Genomic DNA, 12,029 nt, shown 5'->3' on the forward strand with positions numbered 1-12,029 from the left:
CAGAGCCTTAGAAGAAGAAAGCGCTCGGCTGGAAAAGTTTTTCTACTTCACCGATAAACTTCTTGTTCACCAGAAATAGAATGACATGGTCTCCCTGTTCGATAACTGTCTTATCGTGGGCCATCAAGACTTCATCGTCACGGACTATAGCGCCTATGGTGGTACCTGGCGGTAGCTTAATTTCGCCTATCTGTTTGCCGACGACTTTGCTGGTGCTGGAGTCACCGTGGGCAATGGCCTCAATCGCTTCGGCGGCGCCTCGGCGCAGTGAATATACGTTGCAGATATCCCCCTGGCGGATATGGGTTAGCAAGGCCGAGATGGTGGCTTGCTGCGGCGAAATGGCGATATCGATATTAGCTTCCTGAACGATATCGACATAGGCTTCACGCTGAATGAGCACCATCACTTTCTTGGCTCCCATGCGCTTGGCCAGCAGGGCAGACATTATGTTGGCCTCATCATCGTTGGTGACGGCGATAAACACATCGGTTTGATCTATGTGCTCTTCCATCAGGAGTTCTTGATCGGAAGCATCGCCACAGAATACCGTGGTATTTTCCAGCTTTTCCGACAGCGCCTCGGCTCTGTCCTGACGGTGTTCTATGAGTTTGATGGAGTGGTTACGTTGCAGTTTCTGAGCCAGCCCCAAACCTATGTTACCGCCCCCGGCGATCATGATATTGCGGTAGCTGTTGTCCAGCTTCTGCATCTCACTCATCACAGCTCTAACATGGCGACTGTCGGCAACAAAGAACACTTCATCATCGGCTTCTATGATGGTGGTTCCCCTGGGCATAATCGGCCGACCTTGACGGAAAATGGCCGCTACCCGGGTATCAATATTCGGCATGTGTTCGCGCAGCGCTGCCAGCGCGTTACCCACCAAGGGGCCGCCATAATAGGCGCGAACCGCCACCAAGCTTAGTCTGCCTTCGGCGAACTCCAAAACTTGTAAAGCCCCTGGATAATCTACCAGACGCTGTATGTAAGCGGTTACTAACTGTTCGGGAGCTATCAGCTCATCTATGATGAAACCACCTCGGGTGCGAAGTTCACTATTTTTGGTTTCACTGTCGATAAACAGCTTATCCTGCATCCCTAAGTATTGCTCTGAGCGAATACGAGCTATCTTGGTTGGCGTGCCAAACAGGGTATAGGCAATTTGACAGGCGGCCATGTTGCATTCATCGCTGTTGGTTACAGCGATCAGCATATCGGCATCTTCGGCGCCGGCTTCTTTCAAGACGCCGGGGTGGGCTCCATGACCGACAACCACCCGCAAGTCATATTTGTCTTGCAGTGCCCTAAGGCGGTTTCTGTCACTGTCGACTATGGTGATATCGTTATTTTCACCCACCAGGTTTTCCGCAAGGGTGCCACCGACCTGACCTGCGCCCAAGATGATTATTTTCATGGCCTCGTCTTATCCCTAAAGTTTCGACTTAACGATTCGCGCGTAGTAAAACCCGTCCATATTGTCCTGTCCGGGCAAGATTTGCCAGCCTATTGCATCTGGCTGGTCTGCCTGAGTGATAGCCTCCAGGCGGGCATCCGGCGTACGTTCCAGGAAGGCGGCAATTTGATCGCGGTTTTCCTGGGGCAGGATAGAGCAGGTGGCGTATAACAGTACACCGCCTGGCTTCAACCATTGCCAGCAGTGATCCAATATCTGTTGCTGCACCTTGGCCAACTCCTCAATATCCTGCGGCTTACGCAGCCACATGATATCCGGATGGCGCCGAATAACGCCGGTAGCCGAGCAGGGAGCATCCAGTAATATGCGATCAAACTGGCCACCCTGCCACCATGACGCGATATCGGCGGCATCGCCGTGCACCAACTGGGCATTCAGTTGCAACCTTTGCAGGTTCTCGGCAACTCTCCGCAGCCGTTTGTTGTCGTTGTCGACCGCCACCAGCTCTATGTCCGGACACAGCTCCAGCAGATGGCAACTCTTGCCTCCCGGAGCGGCGCAGGCATCGAGAATGGTTTCGCCCGCTTGAGGAGCTAGCAGGGCGGCGGCCCATTGAGCCGCACCATCCTGCACAGATACTGAGCCTTCGCCAAAGCCGGGCAGAGAGGTGACATCGCAGGCTTGCTCGAGCAATATACTATCTTCCCCTTGACCTGGAGTGGCAGCAATTTCGGCGTCAGCCAAGTGTTGCAGATATTGCTCACGACTTTGGGATAAACGGTTGTTGCGCAGCCACAGGGGCGGTCGCTGGTGACTCTGTTGCACCACTTGTTGCCAGTTTTCCGGATAGGCAGCTGTGAGCGCCTTGAGGATCCAGTTGGGCGTATTGTGTTCCAGCACAGGGTTATCTGTGGCCAGTGGACTATTGTCTCGCTGGATATTACGTAAAACGCCGTTGACTACCTTGACCAGGTTTTCAAACTTCAACTGACGACAGGCTTCGGCAGTTTCCGAAATGGCTGCATGGGCCGGTATCCGGGTGAAATACAGCTGGTAACAACCCACAAGAAGCAGTTGGTGGACGATACGCTGTTTCCCTTTGAACTGTTTACTGAGGCAGTCGCTGACTCTCTTGTCCAGTTGTGGCAGGGTGCGCATTACGCCATAGCAAAGTTCGGCCAAAAGCGCCTTGTCTTTGCCGCTGTGAAGCTGCTGTTGTTGTTCGGGCAGGGCAACCGAGAGGGACATGCCCCGTTCCAGTACCTGAAAGATGGCCTTGGCGGCAAGGGCTCTGAGATTCTGTCTCATGATGCTTGAGCCAAATTCTTACCGGGCTGGAACCATTCGCCCCTAGCGTTGAGAATATCGGCGATATCCAGCGGTTTTTTCCCAGGCAGTTGCGCCTTTTTCAACACCAATAAGCCATCGGCAGTGGCAATGGCTAATCCTCGTTTGTCGGCGCGCACTACTGTGCCCGGCGCAAACTGCTCGTCTGACTCTTCCACTTCGGCCTGCCAGACCTTGATATTTTGTCCCTGGCATTCAAAGTAGCTCACCGGCCATGGGTTAAAGGCGCGGATCTCCTGCCACAGATTGCGGGCAGTTTTATGCCAGTCGATGCGGGCTTCCTCTTTACTGAGTTTTTCGGCGTAGTTGGCCAGTGATTCGTCCTGTGGCTCGGCGGTGAGTTTGCCTTCGGCTAGACCTTGAAGAGCTTGGATCAGTGCCACCGGTCCCTGCTGAGCCAGCTTTTCATACAGGGTTGCTGAAGTGTCGTCATCGGCTATCGGTAGCGAAGTCTTGAGCAACATGTCGCCGGTATCCAAACCGACATCCATCTGCATTATGGTGACCCCAGTTTCTTTGTCCCCGGCCCATAATGCCCTTTGGATAGGCGCCGCACCGCGCCAGCGCGGCAGAATAGAGCCGTGAACATTGATGCATCCCAGGCGAGGAGCCTGCAACACTGCCAATGGCAGGATTAGGCCATAGGCGACCACCACCATGATATCGGCTCCAAGAGCGGCCAGCTCCTGCTGGGCTTCTTCATTGCGCAGTGATTTGGGCTGATAGACCGGAATATCGTGTTCCAGCGCCAGTGCCTTGACTGGGCTGGGGGTGAGTTTGTGGCCTCGTCCGGCGGGTTTGTCCACTCGGGTATAGACGGCGATGACTTGATGCTCTGAGTTCAGCAGCGCCTGCAGGTGGCGCGCTGCAAAGTCCGGCGTACCGGCAAAAATGATCTTCAATGGTTTCAAAATAGATCCTAATTATTCGGGATTAATTCAGGCTCTGGCTTCCTGACGCGCGGTCTTTTCCAGCTTTTGTCTGATCCGCTGACGTTTCAGTGGTGACAGATAATCAACAAAAAGCTTGCCCTTTAGGTGATCCATCTCGTGCTGAATACAGATAGCAAATAAGCCGTCTGCTTCAAGGGTAAATTCATTGCCATCACGGTCGAGCGCGGTCACGGTAATAAATTCGGCTCTGTCCACCTTGGCATAAATGCCGGGTACAGACAGACAGCCCTCTTCATTACAGAAGTCGCCGCTGGCACTGATGATTTGGGGATTGATAAAGACTTTTGGACGTTCGACGTCGTCCTGCAAGTCCATCACAATCAATTGTTTATGAAAATCGACTTGAGTCGCGGCCAGACCAATACCCTTTTCTTCGTACATGGTCTCGAACATATTATCGATTTGCGTCTGCAGCGCAGAATCAAATTCTGTCACGGGCTGGGCAATCGTGCGTAATCTCTCGTCGGGGAATCGTAATACTTTTAACATGGTCATAGATAAACTCTTAACAAGTCTGTCAAATCCGTGCCAGTTGGTTATACTGACTTGTGCTATTGCGTTAATTTTAATCCTTAGCGGCTATCAATAACAGCAAAAGCTCTTACTAATGAGCCAGACAACATGGAAGCCCCCATGAAACGGTTAATTTTACTCGCGTTACTGACATTTAATTGCGCCTTCGTTGCAGCAGATACCCTGACATTAAAACCCGGCCATCCTGATACTTATGTGGTCAAGAAAGGCGATACCCTTTGGGATATATCGGCTTTGTTTCTCAAAGACCCTTGGCGTTGGCCCAAACTCTGGGGCGCCAATCCCCAAATCGCCAATCCGCACCTTATTTATCCCGGCGATCGATTGACGCTGGTGTTTATCGATGGTGAACCCAGATTGGTCAATAAACCTCATGTTCGCAAGAGCCCGGCCGGAAGGATTCAGCCTAAAGATGGCGCCATTCCAACGGTGGATTTGGCCTTGATCCAACCCTACCTGGTGCAAAACCGGGTGGTCGATCCCGAGTGGTTTAAGGAGCAACCTATGGTGCTGGGGGGAGAAAGAGACTCCCGTCACCATGTGATGGACGACATCATCTACATTCAGGCTAATCTGCCACAAGGCGATAAGGTCGGGATGTATCAGCCCGGGCGCGAATTTACCAACAAGGAAACAGGCGAGTTGCTGGGTCAGGAAGTGATCCTCAGCGCCAGTGGCCGAGTGGTGGAGTCGGGTGAAATTTCCAAGGTGAAGCTGCTCAATAATTTCCGCGAAACCAAAGCCGGTTTCAGAGTGTTGGCGATAGAGGATGACTCCTTATTGTCAGCCTACTTTATTCCCAAGGCCAGTGATTTAGAGGGCGCCAAGGTGTTGGCATCTGAACGTAAAATTCGCGCCATGGGGAAACTGGATGTGTTTTATCTGGATCGGGGCAGTCGTGAGGGCGTAGAGCCCGGCGATGTGTTCTCTATCTACAAGGACGGTGCCGAAGTGGTGATCAACGGCGAGGGTATCCCGGTGCCACCGACCGAACGCTCCGCTTACGATAACTTGATGGCCAAGATGGGCTCAGACAATGCCGTTAAGCTGCCGGATCTCTATCGCGGCCAAGTCATGGTGTTCAAGGTGTTCGACAAGACAGCGCTTGGGCTTATCATGGTGAACGAAAGCCCTGTCCGGGTTGATGACCTTTTGGTCAAGCCTGACACATTACTGAAAGGTGAATGACGCATAATAGTCTGGTTGATTGGCTGGTTGTCGCTGCGGTATCTGGACTGGGACCCCTCCGGATAAGGCAATTGCTCTTGCACATGGATGTGGCTGAGTTGAGACAGAGGCTGGAATATGAACCCCAGTCTTTGCCAATAAACCCGACACAGCTCCAACGCTTGGAGTTGGCTCCTGAAAAAGTTGACCAAGCCTTGCAATGGCAGCAGGGTGCAGAGGGCAGATATCTAATCTGCCCCGACGATCCCTTTTACCCGCCATTGTTGAAACATATCCCCGATTTTCCTCCGATTTTGTTCGTCAAAGGACAGGTTGAAACCCTGTTGCAACCCGCGCTGGCCATGGTTGGCAGCCGCGATGCCAGCCGCGCCGGTTTGTCGCTCGCCTGGCAGTGGGGCGCCGAGCTGGATGCCTTGAACATCAGCGTATGCAGTGGTATGGCTGCCGGCATAGACGGCGCAGCTCACCGTGGAGCCTTGTCGGCAACCGGCAAAACCATTGCGGTACTGGGTACCGGAATTGACGAGATTTACCCTAGAAGGCATAGGGCTCTTTATGATGATCTTCAAGTGCATGGCGCAGTTATCAGTGAACTTTGGCCCTCCGTCGGTGTATTTCCCGGGAATTTTCCCAAACGAAACCGTATAATCAGCGGCCTTGCAATGGGAACCTTGGTGGTAGAAGCTCGTCGGCGTAGTGGTTCACTGATCAGTGCCCGCCTGGCAGCAGAACAAGGTCGAGAGGTTTTTGCGGTTCCAGGTTCAGTCATGGGCGATGAACATCAGGGATGCCACGATTTAATTCGCAATGGGGCAAAACTTGTGGAGTCTGTGGCCGATATAGTGGAAGAGTTGGCGCCTTTATGTAGCTGCCACCTTGAAGACTTGCGCAAGAGTCACCATATAAAACCAAGTGAGAACTCTGAGTTGCCATTTAAAACGCTGTTAGCTAGTGTAGATTATGAGACCACACCTTTGGATGTGGTGGTTGAGCATAGTGGAATAACGTTGGATCTGGTGTTGGAACAATTGCTTGAACTTGAGTTGCAAGGTTGGGTTGCCGCAGTACCCGGTGGTTACGTTAGACTTAAGAGGAAATAGCCATGTTTGATATCCTCATGTATCTGTTTGAAAACTATGTTCATAGTGAAGTTGAAATGTTGGTCGACGAAGATGAGTTGACCAAAGAACTCACCCGTGCCGGTTTCCATCAGTCCGAAATCATCAAGGCGCTTTCCTGGCTTGAGCGGTTGGCTGAACTGCAGGAGAGTGATACTCCCTACCTTAGAGGGCATACTCAACATTCCTTCCGCATCTACACTAAAGATGAAATGGAGAAACTGGACGTCGAGTGCCGTGGTTTCCTGTTGTTCTTGGAGCAGATTCGGGTATTGAATGTGCAAACCCGGGAAATGGTTATCGATAGGGTGATGGAATTGGACGAGCCAGCTATGGTGTTGGAAGACCTCAAGTGGGTGATTCTGATGGTATTGTTCAATGCGCCCGGTAATGAGTCTGCCTATGAGCAGATGGAAGATCTTATCTTCGAGCAACCAGAAGAAGGTCGATTACACTCCTGAACGGCAGTTTTCATTCGACAATCTCAGCACGGATAGTATGGCGAATGTGAAGTGGTTTTATATCGCTCTGGCGCCAAACGAGATGTGCTGAGATTCTTGACCAAAAAGAGCAGCTGCAAGATGTATGTGCCGTTATTGCCTGTCTTGGCCGGTATCAATTCAATTCGCTTTCAGGATATTCTCAGAAAGTTGGGCAATCTTTTTTGGCTGCAGTGATTTTCATTTCCTCATTGTCTGAATACTTCAATTTTTATCATTCTGCAAAAGAGAGATAAGTCTTTCTGAAAAAGACCTCGGCAGTTTCCAACCTATGTCACTCTTTCCTGAAGTGAAGGCTATTTCACTATCTGTTCTTGTTGGCTGAGTCTTTCAGTGAGTGTGGTCATCAACTCGACTCCCTTTATCCGTGTGGCGCTGGTAAAATGTTCGCTTAACTCTTTTAACAGCGAGATGTGTCATGGCCAAGATAGACCAGCAGTTGTTCAATGCTCGGGCGCACGCGCTCGAAAAAGAATATGAACTTTGTCCCAAGTGCGGCAGTGAGCTCTCCGTGCGCCACAGTAAGCATGGTGGCTTCATTGGCTGTAATAATTATCCAGCGTGCGATTACACCCGGCCTTTGGTGCAGCACGAATCCATCGACTCTCAGCCTATTCCCGGCTCCGAGTGTCCCCAGTGTGGCCACGAGTTAGCGGTCAAGTCGGGGCGCTTTGGTATTTTTATTGGTTGTACCCAGTATCCACAATGCACCCATATCGAGCGACATGACCAGCAGGAAGAGGCTGAAAAAGTGCCTTGTCCTCAGTGTAATAGCGGTGTGCTTGAGCATAGAACCAGCAAGTTCGGCAAGAGCTTTTATGCTTGCAGCAACTACCCCAAGTGCAAGTTTCTGGTGAATTTTCCTCCTCGGGCAGAGGCTTGTCCTGAATGCGGTTTCGGTATTCTGGTAGAACGTAAGGGCGCTGCAGGCGACAGACTGGAATGTCCCCGTAAGGAATGTAAGTACAAGCGAACTCTGTGATCCGGCTCAATATGTGACTATAATCACCTCCGCTGTCGCCGAGGGCGCTCAGCCGTCTTTGTCTCTATAAAAGGTACTCTCAATGCTGCACTTGCTCGCCGCCAGGAGTAAGCAACTGCTTCTGGATGGAGGGGTCATAGCGTATCCCACCGAAGCTGTTTATGGTTTGGGATGCGATCCCGATAATGAAGCCGCCGTTTCCCGAATTCTCGACATCAAACAGCGTCCCTGGCACAAGGGGCTTATCATGGTTGCCAGTGACTATCGGCAGTTGCAACCCTATCTGGACGAGTCTCAACTGAGTGATGAACAACTGCAGCAGGCGTTTGCCAAATGGCCCGGACCTTTTACCTTTGTCATGCCGGTGCGTCAGGGAATGAGCCAACTGCTTTGTGGCCATTTTGACTCTATTGCCGTCAGGGTGTCGGCCCATCCGGTTGTCCGGGAGTTGTGTGATACCTTGGGCAAGCCGCTGGTATCCACCAGTGCCAACTTGGCGGGTGAGTCGCCGGCTCTGACAGTGAATGATATTGAAACAACGTTTGCCGGGCAGATAGATGCCCTTATCGAAGGAGAGTTGGGGCAGCAGCGCCAGCCTTCCACCATCATAGATATTCGCAGCGGCCAGATCCTGCGTAATGGCTAACTATTCCAAGCAAGAAGGAGCGAGCATGACAGCACCTGATTCCCACCAGGTAAAAGCATTCTTGATGCAACTGCAACAACAGATTTGTGAAGGACTGGAACGACTGGACGGCAAAGCTGAGTTTGCTACCGATTCTTGGATACGGGCCGAGGGCGGTGGCGGGATCAGTAAGGTACTTAACGGCGGTGGCGTGTTTGAACAGGCCGGGGTGAACTTCTCCCATGTAGAAGGCGCGGCCATGCCAGCCTCGGCTACGGCACACAGGCCTGAGTTGGCCGGACGAAGCTTTGAAGCCATGGGGGTTTCACTGGTTATCCATCCGCGTAATCCCTATCTTCCTACTACCCATGCCAATGTGCGCTTCTTTATTGCCCGCAAAGAAGGTGCCGATCCCGTCTGGTGGTTTGGTGGTGGCTTCGACCTGACCCCCTATTACCCCTTCCTTGAGGACGTGCGCGAATGGCATCAGCAAGCCAAAGCGATTTGCGAGCCTTTCGGCGAAGCGGTATACCCCAAGTACAAAAAATGGTGCGATGAGTATTTCTTCCTGCCGCACAGAAACGAAACCCGCGGTGTCGGTGGCCTCTTCTTCGATGACCTCAATGAAGGTGGCTTTGAGCAGTGCTTTGCTTTCATGCAAGCTGTCGGAAACGGTTTCTTACCTGCCTATGCCCCCATTGTTGAGCGGCGTAAGGATACCGAATATGGCGAGCGTGAACGTGAGTTCCAACTGTATCGCCGTGGTCGCTATGTAGAGTTCAATCTGGTCTATGACAGAGGAACTCTATTTGGGCTGCAAACCGGTGGCCGAACCGAGTCAATACTCATGTCGATGCCGCCCTTGGTTCGCTGGCAATACGCTTATGAACCCGAAGCCGGCTCTGCCGAAGCCAGGCTCTACAGTGATTTTTTACATCCCAGGGATTGGCTCACCGAATAGTTAGTGAGGGTAACCAATAAGCCTTAATCTGGCTTATTGGTTACGCATATGGTCTGCTAACTGAGCGATAGCATTGAAAATCACCTTCCTGTGTTCGGGATCCTTCAGATTGGCCTCCAGTGAGGCCCTCATACATAACAGCCACTGATCACGCATTCTTTCATCAACGGCAAACGGCATATGTCTGGCTCTAAGCGCCGGGTGGCCATATTTGGCTTGATACAGCTGAGGCCCTCCCAACCAACCACTGAGAAATTCATATAACTTCTGCTCAGATTGTGCTAGCGGAACCTGATGTATGGACAACAGTTCCTGAGTATCCGGCCGCGTTTGCATCTGCTGATAAAAGCTCTTGGCTATGGCGCGTATCGTTTCGTCGCCGCCGATCAGATCATAGGCGTTAGACTGGGTGGGGTCCCGCTCAGCCTCGGGTTTACGATTGAGAATTTTCTTTAGCCAGTTCATTTTTGTGTTGAATTTTGTTGTCGATTTTGGCGCCAGTATACACTGAAAGCCCCATAGGTCGGCAGCCTTGCCTGGCCTTGGGCCGCTGAGTAGACTGATACATCTTCCATTGCTCTGGAGCACAGATGACCGACCGCTATGCCGTCTTTGGCAATCCCATTCATCACAGTAAATCACCCGCTATCCATGCAGCCTTTGCCGCTCAGACAGGGCAAAACCTAAGCTATCAAGCGATTCTGGCGCCAATCGATGACTTCAGCGGCAGTGTCACGGCTTTTTTTGCTGCCGGGGGGAAGGGCGCCAATGTCACTGTGCCTTTCAAGGAACAAGCCTTTCAACTCTGTGATGAGTTGAGTCAGGAAGCCGCAACCGCCGCTGCAGTGAATACCCTGATTAAACTGGATGATGGCAGAATTCGGGGTGACAATACCGATGGCTACGGCTTGGTGGCCGATCTCAGTCGTTACCTGATACTGAAGGATAAAAAGGTCTTGCTGCTCGGCGCTGGTGGGGCTGCCAGGGGGGGTCTGCTTTCTCTGTTGGCGGCCGGTGTCGGCCATATTGATATCTATAATAGAACATACAGTAAGGCCGAGTTGCTGGCGGCTATTGCGCCACAGCAAGTACAGGCGTTGAGGCGAAATGAACTCTATGAGGGTTATGATCTCATTATCAATTCCACCTCAGCCAGTTTACATGGTGAGTTGCCGGATATTCCCGTAACCGTGGTTGCCAATCATAGCTACTGCTACGACATGATGTATTCGGCACAAACAACCGCGTTCAATCGCTGGGCTGCCGAGCAAGGGGCGGCAAAAACACTGGATGGGTTAGGAATGTTGGTGGGACAGGCGGCTAGAAGTTTCTATTTATGGCGAGGTGTCATGCCCAAAGTTGAGCCTGTACTCGAGAGTCTGCGGCAAGAATTAAAAGGAGAGGCCTCATGAATCAGGGGATCATCTTCAGCGACTTGTGTCAGTGGCAAGCCGAATCAAACAGGCTCAAGTTTATGGCCCAGCAGCAAGGGGTCAATATTCCTTGTTATGTTGGCTTACAACGTATGCAGCAAATAAGTGGCAAGGTTGTTCTCGAAGAGCAAGAGATCCTGAGCCTGTTTGAACAGTGGCGCTTCGACTTCGAAGATGAAGCCGAGGCGCTGATTGAGCAGGAATGCTTCAATGGAGACGGTGAGATAGAGTTACCTTAGTCAGTACTACTTTTTTGCTCGGCCAGGTACTCATCTTTAAGGCGGACATAGTTGTCTGCCGATTGTGGCAGAAATTGGCGTTCGACCTCGGTCAAGGGGCGGGCTTGTTTGGCCGGGCTGCCTATATAGAGAAAGCCACTCTTTAGCACTTTGCCGGGAGGCACCAAGGAACCAGCACCTAAAATCACATCGTCTTCGATGATGACGCCATCCAAAATAATGGCTCCCATGCCAACCAATACACGATTACCTACCTTGCAACCGTGAAGCATGGCTTTGTGCCCTATGGTGACATCATCGCCGATGAGCAGCGGGTGTCCCTCGGGATTGGCCACCGACTTACGGCTAACATGCAGGACAGTGCCATCCTGAACACTACTGCGTTTGCCTATGTGAATATGATTGACGTCACCCCGGGCAGCCACCATAGGCCAAACGCTGGCGTCCTGATCCAAAAAGATGTCACCTACCAGAACTGCAGCTTCATCAACATAGACGCCTTCGGCCAACTTTGGCTTGGTACCTTGGTAAGATCTGAGAGAATTGGCCATAAAAAGTCCTTATATGATTGGTTTTCGCCATTATAAAGATTAAAAAGTGGCAGGTCAGGACAAATTCTCAGCAAGTAAGTCAAAAACAGCAGTTTTCTTATAAAAAGCCCTTGCACAAAAGTTCAGGCTCCCTATAATGCGCTCCCACTGACACGGCACAGCGGCAACGCGAAAGACGTGA

Annotated in this window: 14 protein-coding genes; 8 read left to right on the top strand and 6 right to left on the bottom strand. The window is 51.6% G+C overall.

Annotated features, from left to right (window positions below):
* Positions 1-7: 7 nt before the first annotated feature.
* Genes trkA through def form a run of 4 tightly spaced genes read right to left on the bottom strand, consistent with a single transcriptional unit; the run spans position 8 to position 4,212 of the window.
* Positions 8-1,417 carry a Trk system potassium transporter TrkA gene (trkA, locus tag CBE72_RS10825; protein WP_100143536.1) on the bottom strand — a complete coding sequence of 470 codons (1,410 nt, stop codon included), beginning with the start codon at positions 1,415-1,417 and terminating at the stop codon, positions 8-10.
* Positions 1,418-1,432: 15 nt separating this feature from the next.
* Positions 1,433-2,725 (bottom strand): 16S rRNA (cytosine(967)-C(5))-methyltransferase RsmB, encoded by a 1,293-nt coding sequence (rsmB, locus tag CBE72_RS10830; RefSeq protein ID WP_100143537.1) that lies wholly within the window; start codon positions 2,723-2,725, stop codon positions 1,433-1,435.
* Positions 2,722-3,675 (bottom strand): methionyl-tRNA formyltransferase, encoded by a 954-nt coding sequence (gene fmt / locus CBE72_RS10835; RefSeq protein ID WP_100143538.1) that lies wholly within the window; start codon positions 3,673-3,675, stop codon positions 2,722-2,724. Before fmt ends, rsmB begins: the two co-directional genes overlap by 4 nt.
* Positions 3,676-3,702: 27 nt before the next feature.
* Entirely contained in the window at positions 3,703-4,212 is a 510-nt protein-coding gene (def, locus tag CBE72_RS10840) for a peptide deformylase (RefSeq protein WP_100143539.1), read from the bottom strand.
* 126 nt (positions 4,213-4,338) lie between these two features.
* On the opposite strand from def, the gene CBE72_RS10845 reads away from it, so the two are divergent.
* The 6 genes from CBE72_RS10845 to hemF all read left to right on the top strand — a co-directional run bounded on the left by CBE72_RS10845 (position 4,339) and on the right by hemF (position 9,625).
* On the top strand, positions 4,339-5,439 hold the full coding sequence (locus CBE72_RS10845) for a LysM peptidoglycan-binding domain-containing protein (protein ID WP_100143540.1): 1,101 nt from the start codon (positions 4,339-4,341) through the stop codon (positions 5,437-5,439).
* Positions 5,436-6,539 (top strand): DNA-processing protein DprA, encoded by a 1,104-nt coding sequence (gene dprA, locus CBE72_RS10850; RefSeq protein WP_478010055.1) that lies wholly within the window; start codon positions 5,436-5,438, stop codon positions 6,537-6,539. The genes CBE72_RS10845 and dprA overlap by 4 nt, the downstream gene beginning before the upstream one ends.
* Before the next feature lie 2 nt (positions 6,540-6,541).
* The gene (locus CBE72_RS10855) at positions 6,542-7,018 is read left to right on the top strand and encodes a DUF494 family protein (protein WP_025889803.1); all 477 of its coding nucleotides are present in this window, start codon (positions 6,542-6,544) and stop codon (positions 7,016-7,018) included.
* Between the two features lie 457 nt (positions 7,019-7,475).
* A complete protein-coding gene (locus CBE72_RS10860) occupies positions 7,476-8,039 on the top strand; it encodes a DNA topoisomerase family protein (protein ID WP_025889805.1) in 564 nt (187 codons plus the stop codon).
* A gap of 82 nt (positions 8,040-8,121) precedes the next feature.
* Positions 8,122-8,685, top strand: coding sequence for an L-threonylcarbamoyladenylate synthase type 1 TsaC (gene tsaC / locus CBE72_RS10865; RefSeq protein WP_039035705.1), 564 nt, complete (start codon positions 8,122-8,124; stop codon positions 8,683-8,685).
* Positions 8,686-8,710: 25 nt separating this feature from the next.
* A complete protein-coding gene (gene hemF / locus CBE72_RS10870; protein WP_100143542.1) occupies positions 8,711-9,625 on the top strand; it encodes an oxygen-dependent coproporphyrinogen oxidase in 915 nt (304 codons plus the stop codon).
* Positions 9,626-9,658: 33 nt separating this feature from the next.
* Here the strand turns inward: hemF and CBE72_RS10875 are convergent, their stop codons facing one another.
* A complete protein-coding gene (locus tag CBE72_RS10875) occupies positions 9,659-10,090 on the bottom strand; it encodes a group II truncated hemoglobin (protein ID WP_100143543.1) in 432 nt (143 codons plus the stop codon).
* Positions 10,091-10,215: 125 nt separating this feature from the next.
* Between CBE72_RS10875 and aroE the strand changes: the two genes are divergently transcribed.
* Together aroE and CBE72_RS10885 are read left to right on the top strand one after the other, a co-directional pair.
* Entirely contained in the window at positions 10,216-11,037 is an 822-nt protein-coding gene (gene aroE / locus CBE72_RS10880; RefSeq protein WP_100143544.1) for a shikimate dehydrogenase, read from the top strand.
* Positions 11,034-11,297: a DUF1488 family protein gene (locus CBE72_RS10885; RefSeq protein WP_100143545.1), complete on the top strand. Its 264-nt coding sequence runs from the start codon at positions 11,034-11,036 to the stop codon at positions 11,295-11,297. The genes aroE and CBE72_RS10885 overlap by 4 nt, the downstream gene beginning before the upstream one ends.
* Here the strand turns inward: CBE72_RS10885 and CBE72_RS10890 are convergent.
* Positions 11,294-11,848, bottom strand: a complete 555-nt coding sequence (locus tag CBE72_RS10890; RefSeq protein ID WP_100143546.1) for a gamma carbonic anhydrase family protein — start codon at positions 11,846-11,848, stop codon at positions 11,294-11,296. The two genes, CBE72_RS10885 and CBE72_RS10890, sit on opposite strands and share 4 nt — an antisense overlap.
* Positions 11,849-12,029 lie beyond the last annotated feature (181 nt).

Source organism: Shewanella carassii (assembly GCF_002777975.1).
Taxonomy (GTDB): domain Bacteria; phylum Pseudomonadota; class Gammaproteobacteria; order Enterobacterales; family Shewanellaceae; genus Shewanella; species Shewanella carassii.

What these genes read in the sequence shown, in the direction of transcription:
- CBE72_RS10885 (WP_100143545.1), top strand. Translation starts at nt 11,034, where the DNA reads ATGAATCAGGGGATCATCTTCAGCGACTTGTGTCAGTGGCAAGCCGAA.
- CBE72_RS10845 (WP_100143540.1), top strand. Translation starts at nt 4,339, where the DNA reads ATGGAAGCCCCCATGAAACGGTTAATTTTACTCGCGTTACTGACATTT.
- CBE72_RS10875 (WP_100143543.1), bottom strand. Translation starts at nt 10,090, where the DNA reads ATGAACTGGCTAAAGAAAATTCTCAATCGTAAACCCGAGGCTGAGCGG.
- hemF (WP_100143542.1), top strand. Translation starts at nt 8,711, where the DNA reads ATGACAGCACCTGATTCCCACCAGGTAAAAGCATTCTTGATGCAACTG.
- CBE72_RS10890 (WP_100143546.1), bottom strand. Translation starts at nt 11,848, where the DNA reads ATGGCCAATTCTCTCAGATCTTACCAAGGTACCAAGCCAAAGTTGGCC.
- CBE72_RS10855 (WP_025889803.1), top strand. Translation starts at nt 6,542, where the DNA reads ATGTTTGATATCCTCATGTATCTGTTTGAAAACTATGTTCATAGTGAA.
- trkA (WP_100143536.1), bottom strand. Translation starts at nt 1,417, where the DNA reads ATGAAAATAATCATCTTGGGCGCAGGTCAGGTCGGTGGCACCCTTGCG.
- CBE72_RS10860 (WP_025889805.1), top strand. Translation starts at nt 7,476, where the DNA reads ATGGCCAAGATAGACCAGCAGTTGTTCAATGCTCGGGCGCACGCGCTC.
- aroE (WP_100143544.1), top strand. Translation starts at nt 10,216, where the DNA reads ATGACCGACCGCTATGCCGTCTTTGGCAATCCCATTCATCACAGTAAA.
- tsaC (WP_039035705.1), top strand. Translation starts at nt 8,122, where the DNA reads ATGCTGCACTTGCTCGCCGCCAGGAGTAAGCAACTGCTTCTGGATGGA.
- dprA (WP_478010055.1), top strand. Translation starts at nt 5,436, where the DNA reads ATGACGCATAATAGTCTGGTTGATTGGCTGGTTGTCGCTGCGGTATCT.
- def (WP_100143539.1), bottom strand. Translation starts at nt 4,212, where the DNA reads ATGACCATGTTAAAAGTATTACGATTCCCCGACGAGAGATTACGCACG.
- rsmB (WP_100143537.1), bottom strand. Translation starts at nt 2,725, where the DNA reads ATGAGACAGAATCTCAGAGCCCTTGCCGCCAAGGCCATCTTTCAGGTA.